We start from the raw sequence: 18094 nt of genomic DNA, 5'->3' as shown, positions 1-18094 counted from the left end.
TATTTGCACGCAATTATAACTGTAATTGCATCATGATAGCACATCAAAATAAAATTTTAGGAGAAGGTCTTACTTACGACGACGTTTTATTAGTTCCAGCTTTTTCCGAAGTTCTTCCAAGAGAAGTAAACATCCAAACAAAATTCACTAGAAACATTACCATAAACGTGCCTATAATTTCGGCAGCTATGGATACGGTTACTGAAAGTAAAATGGCTATTGCCATGGCACAAGAAGGTGGTATAGGGGTTTTGCATAAAAACATGACAATAGAGGCACAAGCTCTTAAAGTTAGACGTGTAAAACGTGCTGAAAGTGGTATGATTATAGACCCTGTTACTTTACCGTTAACAGCAAAGGTGAAAGATGCTAAACAAAACATGGCAGAACATGGTATTGGTGGTATTCCTATTGTTGATGAAGAAGGGACTTTAAAAGGTATTGTTACTAATCGAGATTTGCGTTTCGAGCATGATAACAAACGACCAATTACAGAAGTTATGACAAGTGAAAACTTAGTAACTGCTGGGGTTGGAACATCTTTACAAGATGCAGAAAAAATACTTCAACAACATAAAATAGAAAAATTATTAATAGTTGATAATAACTTTAAACTATCCGGTTTAATTACTTTTAGAGATATTACTAAATTAAGTCAAAAACCGATTGCAAATAAAGATGAATATGGGCGTTTACGTGTTGCTGCAGCCATTGGAGTAACTGGTGATGCGATTGATAGAGCAGAAGCTTTAGTTAAAGCAGGTGTTGATGCTGTGGTTATTGATACAGCTCACGGACATACCAAAGGTGTGGTGAGTGTGCTTAAAGAAATAAAAGCAAAGTTCCCAAATTTAGAAGTTATTGTTGGTAATATTGCAACAGGTACCGCCGCTAAATATTTAGTTGAGGCTGGTGCAGATGCTGTAAAAGTTGGTATTGGTCCAGGTTCTATTTGTACTACACGTGTAGTTGCAGGTGTTGGTTTTCCACAGTTTTCTGCGGTGTTAGAGGTTTCAGCAGCATTAAAGGGAACAGGTGTGCCAGTAATTGCAGATGGAGGTATTCGTTACACAGGTGATATTCCTAAAGCTATTGCAGCAGGTGCAGATTGTGTAATGCTAGGATCACTTTTAGCAGGAACAAAAGAATCTCCTGGAGAAACTATTATTTACGAAGGACGTAAGTTTAAATCGTATCGTGGTATGGGTTCTGTGGAAGCTATGAAACAAGGTAGTAAAGATAGATATTTTCAGGATGTAGAAGATGATATTAAAAAGTTGGTACCAGAAGGAATTGTAGGTCGAGTACCTTATAAAGGTGATTTATATGAAAGTATTCATCAGTTTATTGGAGGTTTACGAGCTGGTATGGGTTACTGTGGAGCAAAAGATATTGAAACGTTAAAAGAAACAGGACAGTTTGTGAAAATTACAGCAAGTGGAATAAACGAAAGCCACCCGCATAATGTAACTATTACTAAAGAATCTCCTAATTATTCTAGATAATTTTAGAGTTAATTAAACAAAAAAGGCGAAACTTTAGTTTCGCCTTTTTTGTTTAATGTTTAGACATAAATAAAGTTCTACTAATTATTATATTAATTAAGATATATACGTTAAAGTAGCTTTTCCCTTTTTAGCAGCATCATTATAGAATTCTTTTACTATTTGATAATAATTAAAAAAATGTTTGAAGTCAGGATTCATTATAAATGAATCAAAATCATAAACACCTCTATCACTCATCAGTTTAGAGTCAAAGCGACTATATAACTTTTTCTCTGTAATTTTAATAAGTTCATTAATACATTGTTTTACTTGTTTTGAAGTCAAATATGAAGCAGTAATACCATAGTTATCTAGTTCTGTTAAATTTTGTCCACTTAATATAATGCGTGAAATATTAGTTACAACTTTTTTACTATCCCTGTAAGTTCCACCATTTGATAACAAAAAAATAATACCATCCCAAGATTTATCAAGATCAATTGATTTATATATGTTTTCTGAAGGATCAATATTTAAAAATTCAGTTTGATTAATAATTATTTTTTCAAGATATTCTTGATCTAGTTGAATTATTGATGCTCTTAATCCCATTTTATTAATTTATAATCAATTTAAAATTGCATAAAACGTATTTATAATTGGTTTCATTGTATTAAAATTAGCTAAAAATTTCCAAAAAGAAAATTAAGTAGTAATTAACTAAATCTATTGTTGATTATTGTATTCTTTAACTGTAGCCATTCAAATTCATCCGACACGTAAAATTTTTTCCATTTTTCGACCTTTAGCTAATTCATCTACTAGTTTGTCCAAATATCTTACCTGTTGCGTTAATGGATTATCAATTTCTTCTATTCGATAGCCACATATAACGCCTTTAATTAGGTTAGCATTCGTGTTTAAATTTGCATTTTGAAAAAATGTTTGAAACGTCACTTTCTCATCAATCAATGTTTGTATTTTAGCTTCGTTATAACCTGTTAACCATTCTATCACTTGGTATAGTTCTTCTTGAGTTCTTCCTTTTTTTTGAACCTTTGTTAAATAGTGAGGATAAACGGATGCAAATGTCATTTTTGCTATACGTTCATTATGTTTTGCTGTTGTTTTCATATATTATTTCTGAGATTTCTCAAATTACCTGTAACGTGTTTGTATATGGAAAGTTGCGGGTTTGCGTGCGAGGATTTTCCGAAGGAAAATCAGACGTAGCAAACGTGCAACGACCTTTGTTTTAGCACAACACCAGCAATTTTTTATATACGTTGTTGTGTACAGTATTTTTATAATAGACTAAACGTTAAAAAATATTTGTATCCACCTTGGTTTATCATAATCCAAGCTCCTAATTTGTCAGTTTCAGGTTCAAATAGTAATACTCCTATTGGATTTTCAGGCTCTTCCTTTCTGAAGTACGCAAAAACGTTGTCATCTTTAGCATACATTTTTTCTCCTCCAACGGTTTTCAGTTCAGATTTTTCCTCATCGAAAGGCTTATAAATTTCGTGATTTTTATAATATCTTACTGGTTTAGCATCCAAGTTTTCCAATCCAATACTTTCAACCGTTTTTTTGAAATAATAAAAAAGCGTGTCGAACGCAACAATTCTTCTTTCTCTTCTTTCAGAAACAGTATCGTTTAGGACATAGTCGAAAAAGACATATTTGTCAAATAAACTATCTTTTGAGATTTCAGACTTTTCTTTGTTATACACGTATTTAGCTAATCCCTTTAGTTTAGAGTATTGCGCCTTATCATTTTCATTCCAATTTTCAGAGGTCGTATTTTGTCCAAATCCGAAACTGGTTGACAGTAAAAATATTACTATTAATATTCTTCGCATCTCGATTTTCATATTGTGCAAAATGTTTATGTGTAAGAAAAGTTACGTGTTTGTATGCGAGGATTTTCCGAAGGAAAATCAGAAGCTAACAAAAAAGCACTAAACTTTGATTAAGTATAAAACTAAGCATTATTTTTATGCATTGTTGTACACCGTTTTTATATTATTATTAAACTTATCGGTAAATCATTTTTCAATTCCTCAAGCTTCATTTCGTTCCACCATTCTCTTGGTATTTTAGAGCCATCTAATTCAAAACCAACTTCAATTTCTTTGACCAAGATAAATAAACTTCCCTCGGCTGTTGATATATCGTCAATGGTATATTTGTTTTTTAAGTCAACAAGAGTATTGCCTATACCAATTCCTAATTCTGTTTTGAACTTCTGTCCATATAGCCAAATCCTCCACACTTTTTCTCCGTTTTCGTCTGGTTCTACAGCATAAATCAATTCAGAGTTTTCATAAACATTAAAAATAGGATAGTCATCTCCTTCAAGATTTATTGTTTCTTCTTTGACTTTGTAAATTTCTCTCTTACTTTCTAAAAATTCAGAAATATCCATTCCGATTTTCACATTATCAACGCAATTATTCTCTATAATCCCAGAATTAATAAATAAAAAAAGTGTAAATATTGTCAGTATTTTCATATTTCCTCAAATGGTGTACAACGGTCTTGTGTATGGTTAGTTGCGTGTTTGAGCAACTAATTTAGTAAACAAAAACGAGCGCGAGAAAATTCCGAAGGAATTTTCCATATAAGCAACGACCAAAGCAATTAATTATACACGGTGTTGTGCATAGTTTAATTCTTTTTGTTCTCTTGTTCCTTTATAGAAAGTTCTATGTTCTTATCTATTGCTTCTTGAGTTTCTAACGTATAGGTTTTATTGCGTTCTGGTTTTGATTTTAATATGGGTATGTTTTTTACAAAGTTCTGTCCAATAACATCATTATCTTCCAACACTTGAATAATGCTACCTAAATCGGCTCGATAATTATTTCTATTACGTGGAGAGGTTTTATCTAAAACATGGTTTAAAAACTGAAGAACCAACTGTTTATCTAAAGTGTCAATTGTTTTAATATTTGGATGGTTTTTATCCAACCATTTTAACAACAGATCTATTTTATTTCTATAATCTTTTAAAGTACGTACACCTACTAATTTTTCTTTGAGTTTTAAACCATAATCAAACGCAGCCCTCAATGATAGATTGGGCATTTCTCGGGGTTGATTTAAGCTCTGTTTCGCTTCTTTTTGTTGGGTGCTTTCTTCAGTTATTGAAGGTGTGGTTATAGTTTTTCCATGTAATTTTTGATATAACGCAGTGTTATCTTTAAAAGGATTATAACCTTGTTTTAAGAGCTTGAGTAATACTTTACGATATACTGTAAGTACTTCCATGCGCTCTTCCTTGGTTTTATAAGTGTTTGCTGTTCCATAAAACGGGGTGAGACGCTTTAGTTTACCTGTATTGGGGTCTCGAAAGGAAAAATACACATACCATCGCTTGGATAAATTTCCGTTGGCTGTATAGATTTTTGGACTGGAAAAAAGTTTCTTTTTTGACAAATCGTATGCACTTTCGTATTCACTTTCGTATGCAAAAGTAAGAATTTGTTTAAATGTAGACATAAAAAAACGGTTTAGAGAAAACCTAAACCGCTAGTTTTGTGTGATTTTACATTTGTAGCGAGAGGGGGGCACGATCCCCCGACCTCCGGGTTATGAATCCGACGCTCTAACCAACTGAGCTACCTCGCCTAATTTAAGGCTGCAAATATAAAAACAATATTATTGTAAGCAAACAGAAGTTGAGTAAAATATTATTAAAAATAGTTATTATACTTATTAATTAATGTATATATTGGGCAATATAAATTTTAAAAGTACTTATGGACGATAAAGTAAAGTTTGATATTGAATTTCCAATACATGCCTCTCCTCAGTTATTATATCAATACATATCAACACCATCTGGTTTGTCTGAATGGTTTTCAGATAATGTAAACTCAAGAGGTGAATTATTTACTTTTATTTGGGATGACAGCGAGGAAAAAGCAAAGTTGTTAAATAAGAAAAGTGGAGAACGCGTAAAGTTTAGATGGATGGAAGATGAAGAGGACGAATTAACATGCTTTTTTGAAATTAGAATTCAAGTTGATGAAATCACAAAAGATGTGTCTTTAATAGTTACCGATTTTGCTGAAGAAGATGAGATTGATGAAGCTAAAATGTTATGGGAAAATCAAATTTCCAGTTTAAAACAAGTATTAGGTTCTGCCTAATTCTAAATCATATATTTTAAATTATATTTGTCCCGCTTTTAATCATTAGCGGGATTTTTTTATGACAAATTTTAACGGAACTCTTTTAGCCGAAAATAAAAACTTATCATTTACAAATAGAGGATATGCTTATGGGGATGCGCTTTTTGAAACCATTAAAACAAGCTATGGAAAAATATTGTTTTGGGAAGATCATTACTTTAGGTTAATGGCTTCAATGCGTATAATGCGTATGGAAATACCCATGAACTTTACCATGGAGTTTTTAGAAGCAGAGATTAACAAAACATTAGAAGCAAATCAATTATTAAAAGCATCAGCTCGTGTTAAATTAATGGTTCATAGAAATGAAGGTGGATTATATACACCTGAAACTAATGATGTAAGTTTTATAATTTCTGTTAAATCAATTCAAGAAGATTTTTATATTTTGAATACAGATTTTTATGAAGTTGATTTGTTTAAAGACCATTATCTTTCTCCAAGCTTATTATCAACATTAAAAACCAATAACAAAGCACTTAATGTCATTGGTAGCATTTATGCTAAAGAAAACAATTTGAATAATTGTTTGTTAATAAATACAGATAAGCATGTTGTAGAAGCTCTAAACGGTAATATTTTTTTAGTAAAAGGAAAAATTATAAAAACAGCTCCACTTTTAGATGGTTGTTTAAAAGGAGTCATGAGAACTCAACTTTTAAATATTATTAAAAATTTACCGGATTATGAGTTGGTTGAAGAATCAATATCTCCTTTTGAGCTGCAAAAAGCAGACGAAATGTTTATTACAAATGTTATTGTTGGTATACAACCAGTAAGCAAATACAGAAAAAAGCAGTATACAAATGAAGTCTCAAAAATGTTACTTCAAAAATTAAATGTAAAAGTGAGATTAGGCTAGTTATAACTGGGATTTTCTGGAGCATTAGACCAAATACTGTATTCACCACCAAATTCAAGCATTTTTTCTTTCCAGAAAGATTCGTAATCTTTCTCTATAATATCCTTTTTATAAATATTCTCGGTAACCACCCAAGAACTAGCTTTTAGTTCATCTTCAAGCTGTCTGGATTCCCAACCAGAATACCCAAGAAAAAAACGAATATCATTTTCTTTAATAGTATTATCTTTAATAAGTTCTGCAACTTTAGTAAAGTCTCCTCCCCAATAAACACCTAATGAAATTTCTATGCTATTTGGGATTAATTGTGGAATTTTATGAATGAAGTATAAATTATCCTGTTCAACAGGTCCGCCATTATATACTTTAAAAGAGGCTTCAACTTCTGGAATTAAATCATTTATGGTATAATCAAGTGGTTTATTAAGAATAAAACCTATTGAACCTTCTTGCGAATGGTCTGCTAATAAAACGATAGAACGGTTAAATGAAACATCGCCTATAATCGCAGGTTCGGCGATCAATAAATTTCCTTTTTTGGGCTTGGTTGTAACCATATTATGAGGAATTAGCAATTAAATCTAATATTTATTTATTAAAAATGCAACTGTTTGATAAGATATATAAAAAAAGGCCTTCATTTAATGAAGGCCTTTTCTATATTAAATTACTAAGTAATTAGTTTACCGCATTTGATAAATCAGACCCAGCTTTAAACTTAACAACGTTTTTAGCTTTGATTTTGATAGTTGCTCCAGTTTGAGGATTTCTTCCTTCTCTAGCAGCTCTTTTAGATACTGACCAAGAACCAAAACCTACTAAAGAAACTCTGTTTCCTTTTTGTAAAGCTCCTTCAATTTCAATTAAAGCACACTCTAATGCTTTTTTTGCAGCAGCTTTAGTGATTCCTGCGTGTTCTGCCATTGCATCGATTAAATCTGTTTTGTTCATAATATAAAAATTTAATTATTAATAAAATTGGTTAAACATTTTGTTAAATCCTCTACAAATTTATACGGATTATGCAATCACGCAAGTAATAGCAAGGGAAATGCATGCTATTGTTAATAACTTAGCTCTTTTGTTAACAAAGACAATGCATTTCGTCGATTATTTTACAATATCAATGAGAATAAGGGTTTACAGCACTTTGGCATTTGCTTCAAATGTATATCCATTTAAAAGTGATTTTGCATCCATAGTACGCTTACCTGGTAGCTTCATTTCCTTTATAATTATGTAACCTTTTGCTACTGCAACCTTTAGTTCTTTTTTAGATGAAATAATTGTACCTGTTTTTAATGAATGTGATTCGTATACTTTTTCAACTTCATATATCTTTATATCCAACTCATCATTTTCATTTATTAATTTACACCATGCGGCAGGGTAGGGACTTAACCCACGAATGTGGTTGTATATATTTTCTAAAGAATCATTCCAATTAATTTTACAATTATCTTTATTTAGTTTGTAGGCGGTTTTTATGTTTTTGGTGTCTTTTTGCTTAATCGTTTTAACATCACCTTTTTCTATGGCAGCAACAGTGGTTAAAACTAATTGGCTTCCTAAGTTCATTAATTTGTCATGCAGACTTCCTGCATTTTCATCTGGTTCTATGAGTATTTCTTCTTGTAGAATCATATCACCAGTGTCTATTTTTTCATCAATAAAGAAGGTAGAAACTCCAGTTTTAGTTTCTCCGTTTATAATAGCCCAGTTTATTGGAGCAGCACCTCGATAGTTTGGTAATAAAGAAGCATGCAAGTTAAATGTACCATATTCTGGCATTTGCCATACTACTTTGGGTAACATTCTAAAAGCAACTACTATTTGAAGATTAGCTTTTAAGGCTCTTAATTCATCTAAAAAATGGTCGTTTTTTAAATTAGTTGGCTGTAAAATATTTAGACCAATCGATTTTGCATACTGTTTTACTGCACTTTCGTTTAGTTTTCTACCACGACCAGCAGGTTTGTCTGGTGCTGTAATTACACCAACAATGTTATAGTTGTTTTCTACTAATGTTTTTAAGGTGGCAACTGCAAAATCTGGAGTTCCCATAAATATGATTCTTAAATCTTTCATTTGTTGATGTTTATTCTGTTTTTATGTCAAATGTAATTCGCCTCAGTGTTTTTAAAAAATATTAAAATTCAACGAAGCTCATTTCATAAATGACTTAATTTATATGTGTTTGTTGATGTTAATGTTATAATTTGATGCTCTAAAAGTAACTTTATAACCGTTTTTAAGTCGTTTTCAGAATATTTTAAATGTGCTATGATGTCTCTTGATGATTTGTCTCCGTTTTCTAATAATTCTATAACATCCTTTTTAATGGTGTTTATATCTTTTGGAGACTCATTCTTTTTAGAAGTTATGCAAACCGAACAAATACCACAAGGTTTTGTGTCTTTTTCACCAAAATAGGAGAGCAGTTGTATGCTTTTACATACTGAATCGTTTTCAACGTAATTAAGCATAGCCTTAACTTGTTGTTGCTTTAATTTGTTTTGTTGCTCTATTGTTGAGGCAATTCTATTTATGGTTTTATCATCTTCTCTTGGCTCTATAAATGTAATTTGAGCATCAGTTTTTGCTAAATTTAAACTGATGATTTCATCACGCTCTAGTTGTTGCAAAGTATCTATAAGTTTACTTTCAGTTACTGAAGCTTTAGCTTCAATTTTGCCTAAATCGATTTTTGTAATATGGTCGAAAATACCACCATACAAACGTAAAATGGACTTTACAATACTATTAAAATCCTCATGTGTGTCTAAATAATGAAAAAGTGCATTGTTAGAAACAATAAATTGTACGGTTACTTTGTTTTTAAATTGTTTAGATAAAGTGATGACACTATTTCTATCTAGTAGCAATAAGGCATTGTAACATAGTATTGAACTAAATTTATAGGTTTTGCAAAAGGTGTTAAAATCAAAATCGAAAGTTTGGTAAGCGCCTTCTCCATAAGATATTTGAAAATAATTGCAGAGTTTTCTGTATACTTGTTTTACAAAGTCAACTGTGGGTAAAACACTCAAAAATTGATTTTTAACTAAAACTTCATCACTGTTGTTTTTTAAAATAACTGCAAACGCCTTTTCTCCATTTCTACCAGCACGACCAGCCTCCTGAAAATAACTTTCTATGCTTTCGGGTAAATTTAAATGTATAACTGTTTTTACATCTGGTTTATCAATACCCATACCAAAAGCATTGGTGGCCACCATAACTTGTTTTTGGTTGTTTAACCAAGCAGTCATATGTGTATCTTTTTCAGGATTTGAAAGTCCACCGTGATAATACGTAGCTGTTATATTTTTAGATTTTAAAAATTCGCTTACTTCTAGAGTAGATTTTCTATTTCTAACATAAATAATAGAAGATGCATGATTTTTTTTTAAAATAGTTTCAAGTCTGTAATATTTATCATTTTCATGAAACACCATATAAGCTAAATTGGGTCTTAAAAACGATTGTTTAAATATTTTAGGTTGAATAAAATCCAGTTCTTTAATAATATCATCTACAACTTCTGGTTTTGCCGAAGCGGTTAGAGCTACAATATTAATAGATGGTTGCAATTGACGTAACAGTGCAATGTTTTTATAAGCAGGCCTAAAATCGCTTCCCCATTGTGAAATACAATGTGCCTCATCAACAGCAATTAAATTAACATTCATTTGCCTAATACGTTCTTGCACTAACTCTTGTTGCAAACGTTCTGGCGAGAGATATAAAAATTTATAGTTGCCATAAATACAATTATCTAAAAGCGTGTCTAATTGACTATAACTAATTCCACTTGTAATAGCCATGGCTTTTATACCTTTGTTGTTTAGTTGCTGAACTTGGTCTTTCATTAGTGCAATTAAAGGCGAAATAACAATGCAAATACCATCTTTTGCTAATGCCGGAATTTGAAAGCATAACGATTTTCCGCCGCCTGTTGGTAGTAAAACAAAAGAGTCTTCACCATCAATAACTGCATTAATAATAGCTTCTTGTTCAGGTCTAAATGAAGTAAAACCCCAATAACGCTCGAGTATGTTTATTGGGTGTTCCATTTACATGTCTAATACTTGAAGAATAAAATTGGTTCGGTTTTCAACCGTATCAAAAGGTACATCAATAAGTGTATAATTATAATTTTTATAAGTGTTTATCAAGTTATCATGTATTTGTAGCGCTTGGTCAAAACTTTCATAACGCTCATTGTCTTTTGTATAAATCGCTTCCCAAGGTTTTAAAATAAAAACAGCATCATAAATAGCTTGGTTGCAAGCATCAATGAAATCTTCAGGGTAAGTATCACCAATATAATCCATATAAGCTAAAACATCGGGGATACCTCTATCAAAAAAAACAGTAGTGTTTTTATAAACATCAGCATCAATAAATTGTTTTTGTCTTCCTTTTAAAAGGCGTTCACTAAATAATAAAGGGTTGGTTAAAAAAAGCTGATCTACACCTTCTTTTTTAGCTTCTAAAGTAACCTGTCTCGATATTTCTTCTAAACACGTGTAACCTTTTTTAATTAATGCGTTAATTAATGTAGATTTACCCGTTCCTGGTCCACCTGTTATAACAATTTTTTTTGTGTTCAATGGTATAAAATTTGATGTAAAAATCGGAATTTAACTGCTATAAAAAAAATAGAAACAAAACTGTATATTTGCAGCAGAAAAAGAAACTATGAGTACACCTCCAAATTCAGAAGAATTTTACGAAAAATTAAAAAACCAATTGTACCAAACTAACAGTTGGCCTGCAGAGTATTTATACAAGTTTATTGTAAAATCAGATGTTGTTAAAATAGCTAAATTAGAAGTTATTTTTGATAACATGGGAGCTGTTATTAATACAGTAGAATCTAAAAACGGAAAATACACAAGTGTTTCTGTTAATTTACTTATGCGAAATCCGGATGCAGTTATAGAAAAATATCAGGAAGTTGCAGAAAAAATTGAAGGCGTTATAAGTCTTTAGTTTTTTTTCGTATTTTGCACAAGCATATCAACTACATGCAACAACATATAACTCTACACATTAAATTTTGATAGATAACTTAGAATACAACACAGAGCGTGAACATTTAATCATTCCCGAATACGGGCGTCATATGCAAAAAATGATTAATCACGCAAAAACCATAGAGTCAAAAGAAGAACGCAACAAAGTTGCAAAATCTATAATTGCCGTAATGGGTAATATGCAACCTCATTTACGTGATGTTCCAGATTTTCAGCATAAGCTTTGGGATCAACTTTTCATTATGTCTAATTTTGAATTGGATGTAGATTCACCTTTTGAAAAACCTACAAAAGAACTTTTTGAAGAACGCCCAGAGCCGTTAAGATATCCACAAAATCATCCTAAATATCGTTTTTACGGAAATAATATTAAAACCATGATTGATGTGGCAAATACTTGGGAAGAAGGTGAACTTAAGGAAGCACTAACTTATACGATTGCTAACCATATGAAGAAGTGTTTTTTAAATTGGAATAAAGACACTGTAGAAGATGCGGTAATTTATGAACATTTATACGAGCTTTCTGATGGGAAAATTAATTTAAAAGATTCTGAAGAAGATTTAACAGACGCTTCCAGCTTATTACGCACTAAAAGTAAACATTCAAGCACCAAGAAAGGACATCATAAAAAATCTAACCGACAAAGAAAACGCTACTAAAACTTCATGGGAACATTTAAAATTGAAGGTGGTCACCAATTAAAAGGAAGTATACAACCACAAGGTGCCAAAAACGAAGCATTACAAATTTTATGTGCCGTTTTACTTACTCCAGAGTTAATTACAATTTATAATATACCAGACATTGTAGATGTAAACAAACTTATAAGTTTACTTAAAAAACTTGGTGTAAAAGTTAAAAAATTATCAAAAGGCACTTATACTTTTCAAGCCGATGAGGTTAACCTTAAGTATTTAGAATCTGATGAGTTTAAAATAGATGGTCGAGGTTTACGCGGTTCTATCATGATTGTTGGTCCGTTGTTAGCACGATTTGGTAAAGGTTATATTCCTAAACCAGGTGGAGATAAAATAGGACGTCGTCGTTTAGATACACATTTTGAAGGCCTTATTAAGCTAGGAGCTAAATTTGGTTACAGTAGAGAAGAACAATTTTATGGTGTTGAAGCAAAAAAACTAAAAGGTACTTATATGCTTCTTGAAGAAGCCTCTGTAACCGGAACAGCAAATATTTTAATGGCTGCTGTTTTAGCCGAAGGGCAAACCACTATTTACAACGCAGCATGCGAACCTTATTTACAGCAATTATGTAGAATGCTTAATAGAATGGGGGCAAAAATTAGCGGTGTAGGTTCTAATATGTTGGTTATTGATGGTGTTGAAAGCTTAGGTGGAACCGAGCACACGATGCTACCAGACATGATTGAAATTGGGAGTTGGATTGGTTTAGCTGCTATGACAAAAAGTGAACTTACTATTACTAATGTAAGTTGGAACGATTTAGGATTAATACCTAACGTGTTTAGAAAGTTAGGAATAACTGTTGAAAAGCAAGGAGACAATATTCATATTCCTGCACATACTGATGGTTACGAAATACAAAGTTTTATTGATGGTTCTATTTTAACCATTTCTGATGCCCCTTGGCCTGGGTTTACACCAGATTTATTAAGTATCATTTTGGTTGTAGCTACACAAGCAAGAGGAAGTGTATTAATACACCAAAAAATGTTTGAAAGCCGTTTGTTCTTTGTAGATAAGTTGATTGATATGGGGGCAAAAATTATATTGTGCGATCCGCATAGAGCAACTGTAATAGGACATGATTTTAAATCGACCTTAAAAGCAACTACTATGACCTCGCCAGATATTCGTGCTGGTGTGTCGTTACTTATTGCTGCACTATCTGCAAAAGGAACATCTACAATTCAGAATATTGAACAGATTGATAGAGGTTACGAAAACATAGACGAACGTCTGCGTGCTATTGGTGCTAAGATTGAGAGAGTTTAATCTTAATTTAAAGATGTTTTAAAGTTAGAATACACGATTCTTAAATTAGAATGGTTGTCTTCTTCGTTTTCAAAAAGAATATTTTCTTTAAGTGAGTTCACGTAATCCTTTATAATAGATAAGGGAATCTCAATATGTTTTGCTGTTTTTATATCTTTTTTAAATTCTATTTCTAAAGATTCATTTTCTTTATTGAAATTCAAACTTTTTAAAATTGAGGGTTTTAATTGTAAACGTATCATAACAGGTTGATTTGTAATATTACACCTTCAAAAGTAATACTATTAAAGGCAAAAAAAAATACGCACTTGTACGTATTTTTAAGTTAGTATATTTTAAAACAACCCTGTTATTTCCCCATCATCATTAATATCCATTTTTTCTGATGCAGGATGAGCCGGAAGCCCAGGCATGCGCATAATATCTCCAGTAATAGGTATTAAAAAGCCTGCACCTGCTGCGATTTCAATTTCTCTAACAGTAATAATGAAATCTTTTGGGCGACCTAAAAGTTTAGGGTTATCTGAAAGTGATTTTTGAGTTTTTGCTATACAAATAGGTAAATCATTTAATCCCAAATTAGATATTTTGTTTAAATGCGCTTTTGCTTTAGCGGTGTATTCCACATATTCTGCACCATAAATTTCTGTAGCGATAGTTTCAATTTTAGTTTTTACATCAGATTTCCATTGATATAGTGGTTTAAAATCAGATATGTTAGATTCTATTACATCAATCACACACTGTGCTAATCCTAATGCACCTTCACCACCTTTAGCCCAAACATCAGCAACAGCTATTTTTATACCATTTAAATCTGCAAAATTTTTAATTAATTGTATTTCTTCATCAGTATCGGATAAAAATTTATTAATAGCTATTATTGGAACTATATTGAATTTTGAAATATTTTCAAGGTGTTTTTCCAGATTAGGAATCCCTTTTTTAAGTGCTTCTAAATTTTCTGTAGTGAGTGATTTTAAATCTGCTCCTCCGTGATATTTTAAAGCGCGAATAGTGGTTGTAAGTACTACAGCCTTAGGTTTTAAATTTGCACTTTGGCATTTTATATCAAAGAATTTTTCGGCTCCTAAATCAAACCCAAAACCAGCTTCGGTAACTGTATATTCAGAATGAGACATTCCCATTAATGTTGCAATTACAGAGTTAGTTCCTTGAGCAATATTAGCAAATGGTCCACCATGAATTATTGCCGGATTACCTTCAATAGTTTGTACTAAATTAGGTTTTATAGCGTCTTTTAATAAAACAGTCATAGCACCTTCAGCTTTCAAATCTTTGGCGTAGATAGGTTTTTTATCAAAAGTATAACCGACAAAAATATTTCCTAACCGATTTTTAAGGTCTTTTAGGTTTTCTGCTAAACAGAGTATAGCCATAATTTCTGAAGCAGCTGTAATATCAAAACCAGTTTCTCTAGGTACGCCTGAAGTTGTTCCACCTAATCCAACAATAACATGCCTTAGAGAGCGATCGTTCAAATCTACTACGCGTTTCCATCCAATAGTTCTGGGGTCAATCATTAAAGATGCTGTTTTACTTTGGATATTATTATCAATAATTGCGGCAAGTAAATTATGAGCTTTTTCAATTGCTGAAAAATCGCCTGTAAAATGAAGATTTATGTCTTCCATAGGTAATACCTGAGCATACCCACCGCCTGTTGCTCCGCCTTTTATACCAAAAACAGGACCTAAAGATGGTTCTCTTAAAACTACTGTAGTTTTTTTATTTAAACGATTCAAGCCTTCAGATAAACCAATTGAAATAGTTGTTTTTCCTTCACCAGCAGGAGTAGGGGAAATGGCGGAAACTAATACAAGATTGCTTTGTTTTGCTGCTTTTCTATCAATTGCTTTTAAGGGTAATTTTGCTTTATGTTTTCCATACATCTCAATTAGGTCTGAGTCTAAACCAAATTTTTCTGCAATGGTTGTAATAGGTTTTAAGGTAATGGTTTTGGCTATTTGTAAATCGGTCATAAAGCATAAATTAAATTAAATGAAAATCTATTTAGCTTTAAAAGTAAGAAATTTGGATTTTAGATATTGTGATTTTTATCATAATCGCAACATCAAAAATGATTTGTTATTAAATGTGAATTAAAGCAATTTAATTTAAAGCCTCTTTGTAAACTTGTAAACAGCGTTCTCTGGCAAATTTGTGATCTACCATTTTATTTGGGTAGGTTAATTCCTGAAAATTTGGAACCCATGTTTTTATGTATTCTAAGTTTTTGTCGAATTTATCAATTTGTGTTGTAGGATTAAAAATTCTAAAATAAGGAGCAGCATCTACGCCAGAACCAGCTACCCATTGCCAATTACCAACATTACTAGCCATTTCATAATCATGAAGCTTTTCTGCAAAATAAGCTTCTCCCCAACGCCAATCTATAAGCAAATGTTTACACAAAAAACTACCTACAAGCATACGTACTCGATTATGCATAAATCCGGTTTGGTTTAGTTGTCGCATACCTGCATCAACTAACGGATAACCTGTTTTTCCTTCGCACCATAATTTAAATTCATCTTCATTATTGCGCCACTCTATACGATCGTATTTAGCTTTAAAAGATTTATTAACTGTATGAGGAAATTGCCAAAGAATCTGCATGAAAAACTCACGCCAGATTAATTCCTGCCAGAATATTTCGTTTTTTTCGGCAATGGCTTTTTTAACCATTTTACGAATACTTACCGTACCAAAACGTAGGTGCGGACCTAATCTGGAGGTGCTATCTTTTGCTGGAAAATTTCTGGTAGCTTCGTAGCCTTGTATTAGAGTAGGAGTGACATTGTAATCTGTAATAGTTTGCTCAGATCTTGTAAATCCAATATCGCTTAAACTAAGGTTTGGCAAGCGTGTGTTGTTTGCTAGATTATCTAAATAGCTATTGGTGTAAAATATTTCTAGGTTATAATCTTTAAACTTTTCTTTCCAAGTCTTCATGTATGGTGTGTAAACCACATATGGATTACCATCGCTTTTAACAACTTCATCTTTTTCAAAAATAACTTGATCTTTAAAGGTTTTAAATTCAATATCGTTTTCAGATAAAAAAGTTTTTATTTCATCATCGCGTTTTATGGCATAAGGTTCATAATCATGATTGGTGAAAACGGTATTAATTTGATAATCTTTAACTAATTGTTTGTATATTTCAATAGGTTTTCCTTGATATATACCGATGCTGCTATTGTTTTCATTTTGAAGAGTTTTACGCATCTTTTGAAGCGTTTCAAAAATAAATGTAACTCTAGCATCATCCTTAGGTAGTTTTTCTAAGATTTCAGTATCAAAAATAAAAATTGGTAATACAGGTAAATCACTTTTTAAAGCTTCATAAAAACCTACATTATCGTCTAATCTTAAATCTCGACGAAACCAGAAAATATTTAAAGGTTGATTCATTTAATACTTGCCAAAAATTTCTTCTAATTTTTTTGTTCTGTAGTTAAAAATTTCTTCCAGTTTAGGTTTCACTAAAAAAGGATGGACAAGTTGGCCCAAAATTCCAAAAGGAACTTTATAATCAATAATGTCTTCCATTTCAATGCCACCATCAATTTCCTTTATAAAATGTTTATGATGCCATAAAGCGTAAGGACCAAAACGTTGTTCGTCCACAAAATACTGTTTGTCTATACTATGGGTAATTTCGGTTACCCATTTTGTTTTTATACCTAAAACTGGTGTTACAATATATTGAATTATTTGTCCTGCAAACATAGGTCTGTCTGCACCAGATAAGATGTGAAAACCCATGTAATCTGGTGTAATTGTTTTTAGGTTTTTTGGGTTTGATAAAAAATTCCAACCCTCATCTATAGATATGGGTAAATTTTGCTTTTTGTGGAGTCTGTAAATCTTCATTAATTATTGATTAAAATATAAGCATTTAAAGATGTAGCTATACATAACCAAATAAAATAGGGCAGTATAAAAATGCTTTTAAACTTGAGATGTTTTGTGTATAAAAATAAAAAAGTAGCTATTATAAGCGTAAGTAATATAATAACAAATAGACCTAAACCTATTAAATGTTGATTGAAAAAAATGTAATTCCATATAACATTACAAATAAATTGAATACTGAATAATGTAATTACTTTGTTTGTTGGAAACACCTTGTATAAGTAAGCCATATATATTGAAAAACAAACCATAATGGTTGTCCAAGCGACACCAAAAACCCAACCAGGAGGCGTCCATGGTGCTTGATTTAAATTTTCATACCAAGCAGTTTGTGGGCCATTGTTCATTAGCAAACTTCCAATTGCTAAAGCTGCAAAATTGATAGCTAGAAATACAATAACAAGTTTTACTAACTTCATGATTTTAAGCTGTCTATGCGTTGCGCTATAACTTGAGCTTCAGCATATTTTTTATCGCTTTCCGTACGATTTATACTAGATAACTTATGCCATTCTGCCATAAGTTTGTTAAATTTTTCTTGAAGCCTTTCAGCTTCAGATTTCTTTTTAAATAATCCAAACAT

22 protein-coding genes and 1 tRNA gene are annotated in these 18094 nt (G+C 31.5%); 6 read left to right on the top strand and 17 right to left on the bottom strand.

Annotated features, from left to right (window positions below):
* Positions 1–32 precede the first annotated feature (32 nt).
* A complete protein-coding gene (gene guaB / locus MBM09_RS12010; protein ID WP_238673972.1) occupies positions 33–1505 on the top strand; it encodes an IMP dehydrogenase in 1473 nt (490 codons plus the stop codon).
* A 96-nt stretch (positions 1506–1601) separates the two neighbouring features.
* On the opposite strand, the gene MBM09_RS12005 is transcribed toward guaB, so the two are convergent.
* The 6 genes from MBM09_RS12005 to MBM09_RS11980 form a co-directional block, all read right to left on the bottom strand.
* Complete coding sequence (locus MBM09_RS12005) at positions 1602–2099, bottom strand: DUF1877 family protein (RefSeq protein WP_238673971.1); 498 nt, start codon at positions 2097–2099, stop codon at positions 1602–1604.
* Between the two features lie 156 nt (positions 2100–2255).
* Positions 2256–2621 carry a DUF2200 domain-containing protein gene (locus MBM09_RS12000; protein ID WP_238673970.1) on the bottom strand — a complete coding sequence of 122 codons (366 nt, stop codon included), beginning with the start codon at positions 2619–2621 and terminating at the stop codon, positions 2256–2258.
* A gap of 170 nt (positions 2622–2791) precedes the next feature.
* The gene (locus MBM09_RS11995; protein ID WP_238673969.1) at positions 2792–3352 is read right to left on the bottom strand and encodes a hypothetical protein; all 561 of its coding nucleotides are present in this window, start codon (positions 3350–3352) and stop codon (positions 2792–2794) included.
* A 158-nt stretch (positions 3353–3510) separates the two neighbouring features.
* Positions 3511–4005, bottom strand: a complete 495-nt coding sequence (locus MBM09_RS11990) for a hypothetical protein (protein WP_238673968.1) — start codon at positions 4003–4005, stop codon at positions 3511–3513.
* A 155-nt stretch (positions 4006–4160) separates the two neighbouring features.
* Positions 4161–4994, bottom strand: a complete 834-nt coding sequence (locus MBM09_RS11985) for a hypothetical protein (RefSeq protein ID WP_238673967.1) — start codon at positions 4992–4994, stop codon at positions 4161–4163.
* 55 nt (positions 4995–5049) lie between these two features.
* Positions 5050–5123 (bottom strand) — tRNA-Met (locus tag MBM09_RS11980).
* 131 nt (positions 5124–5254) lie between these two features.
* Between MBM09_RS11980 and MBM09_RS11975 the strand changes: the two genes are divergently transcribed.
* A complete protein-coding gene (locus MBM09_RS11975) occupies positions 5255–5647 on the top strand; it encodes an START-like domain-containing protein (protein WP_238673966.1) in 393 nt (130 codons plus the stop codon).
* Positions 5648–5708: 61 nt separating this feature from the next.
* A complete protein-coding gene (locus tag MBM09_RS11970; protein ID WP_238673965.1) occupies positions 5709–6551 on the top strand; it encodes an aminotransferase class IV in 843 nt (280 codons plus the stop codon).
* Here MBM09_RS11970 and MBM09_RS11965 read toward each other — a convergent pair.
* From MBM09_RS11965 to MBM09_RS11945, 5 genes are all read right to left on the bottom strand, one after another.
* The gene (locus MBM09_RS11965; RefSeq protein ID WP_238673964.1) at positions 6548–7108 is read right to left on the bottom strand and encodes a YqgE/AlgH family protein; all 561 of its coding nucleotides are present in this window, start codon (positions 7106–7108) and stop codon (positions 6548–6550) included. The genes MBM09_RS11970 and MBM09_RS11965 overlap by 4 nt on opposite strands.
* A gap of 121 nt (positions 7109–7229) precedes the next feature.
* Positions 7230–7502 carry an HU family DNA-binding protein gene (locus MBM09_RS11960; RefSeq protein WP_238673963.1) on the bottom strand — a complete coding sequence of 91 codons (273 nt, stop codon included), beginning with the start codon at positions 7500–7502 and terminating at the stop codon, positions 7230–7232.
* A gap of 189 nt (positions 7503–7691) precedes the next feature.
* Positions 7692–8639: a methionyl-tRNA formyltransferase gene (fmt, locus tag MBM09_RS11955; protein WP_238673962.1), complete on the bottom strand. Its 948-nt coding sequence runs from the start codon at positions 8637–8639 to the stop codon at positions 7692–7694.
* Between the two features lie 83 nt (positions 8640–8722).
* Positions 8723–10627 (bottom strand): ATP-dependent DNA helicase RecQ, encoded by a 1905-nt coding sequence (locus MBM09_RS11950; protein ID WP_238673961.1) that lies wholly within the window; start codon positions 10625–10627, stop codon positions 8723–8725.
* On the bottom strand, positions 10628–11167 hold the full coding sequence (locus MBM09_RS11945) for an AAA family ATPase (protein WP_238673960.1): 540 nt from the start codon (positions 11165–11167) through the stop codon (positions 10628–10630). It abuts the gene before it with no gap.
* A gap of 88 nt (positions 11168–11255) precedes the next feature.
* Between MBM09_RS11945 and MBM09_RS11940 the strand changes: the two genes are divergently transcribed.
* The 3 genes from MBM09_RS11940 (at position 11256) to murA (ending at position 13569) form a co-directional block, all read left to right on the top strand.
* Complete coding sequence (locus MBM09_RS11940; protein ID WP_238673959.1) at positions 11256–11549, top strand: DUF493 family protein; 294 nt, start codon at positions 11256–11258, stop codon at positions 11547–11549.
* Between the two features lie 67 nt (positions 11550–11616).
* The gene (locus MBM09_RS11935) at positions 11617–12255 is read left to right on the top strand and encodes a DUF4290 domain-containing protein (protein ID WP_238673958.1); all 639 of its coding nucleotides are present in this window, start codon (positions 11617–11619) and stop codon (positions 12253–12255) included.
* Between the two features lie 6 nt (positions 12256–12261).
* A complete protein-coding gene (murA, locus tag MBM09_RS11930; protein ID WP_238673957.1) occupies positions 12262–13569 on the top strand; it encodes a UDP-N-acetylglucosamine 1-carboxyvinyltransferase in 1308 nt (435 codons plus the stop codon).
* Positions 13570–13571: 2 nt separating this feature from the next.
* Here murA and MBM09_RS11925 read toward each other — a convergent pair whose 3' ends face one another.
* From MBM09_RS11925 to MBM09_RS11900, 6 genes are all read right to left on the bottom strand, one after another.
* Positions 13572–13811, bottom strand: coding sequence for a hypothetical protein (locus MBM09_RS11925; RefSeq protein ID WP_238673956.1), 240 nt, complete (start codon positions 13809–13811; stop codon positions 13572–13574).
* A gap of 93 nt (positions 13812–13904) precedes the next feature.
* The gene (locus MBM09_RS11920; RefSeq protein ID WP_238673955.1) at positions 13905–15572 is read right to left on the bottom strand and encodes a formate--tetrahydrofolate ligase; all 1668 of its coding nucleotides are present in this window, start codon (positions 15570–15572) and stop codon (positions 13905–13907) included.
* Between the two features lie 130 nt (positions 15573–15702).
* Positions 15703–17007 (bottom strand): deoxyribodipyrimidine photo-lyase, encoded by a 1305-nt coding sequence (locus tag MBM09_RS11915; protein ID WP_238673954.1) that lies wholly within the window; start codon positions 17005–17007, stop codon positions 15703–15705.
* The gene (locus MBM09_RS11910; protein ID WP_238673953.1) at positions 17008–17469 is read right to left on the bottom strand and encodes an SRPBCC family protein; all 462 of its coding nucleotides are present in this window, start codon (positions 17467–17469) and stop codon (positions 17008–17010) included.
* Positions 17469–17930: a TspO/MBR family protein gene (locus tag MBM09_RS11905; RefSeq protein ID WP_238673952.1), complete on the bottom strand. Its 462-nt coding sequence runs from the start codon at positions 17928–17930 to the stop codon at positions 17469–17471. The genes MBM09_RS11910 and MBM09_RS11905 overlap by 1 nt, the downstream gene beginning before the upstream one ends.
* The gene (locus MBM09_RS11900) at positions 17927–18094 is read right to left on the bottom strand and encodes a Lacal_2735 family protein (protein ID WP_238673951.1); all 168 of its coding nucleotides are present in this window, start codon (positions 18092–18094) and stop codon (positions 17927–17929) included. Before MBM09_RS11900 ends, MBM09_RS11905 begins: the two co-directional genes overlap by 4 nt.

Source organism: Flaviramulus sp. BrNp1-15, from assembly GCF_022259695.1.
In the GTDB taxonomy this organism is placed as follows: domain Bacteria; phylum Bacteroidota; class Bacteroidia; order Flavobacteriales; family Flavobacteriaceae; genus BrNp1-15.
The sequence above is the reverse complement of the archived record's forward strand: the minus strand, read 5'-3'. Positions and strand labels throughout refer to the sequence as shown.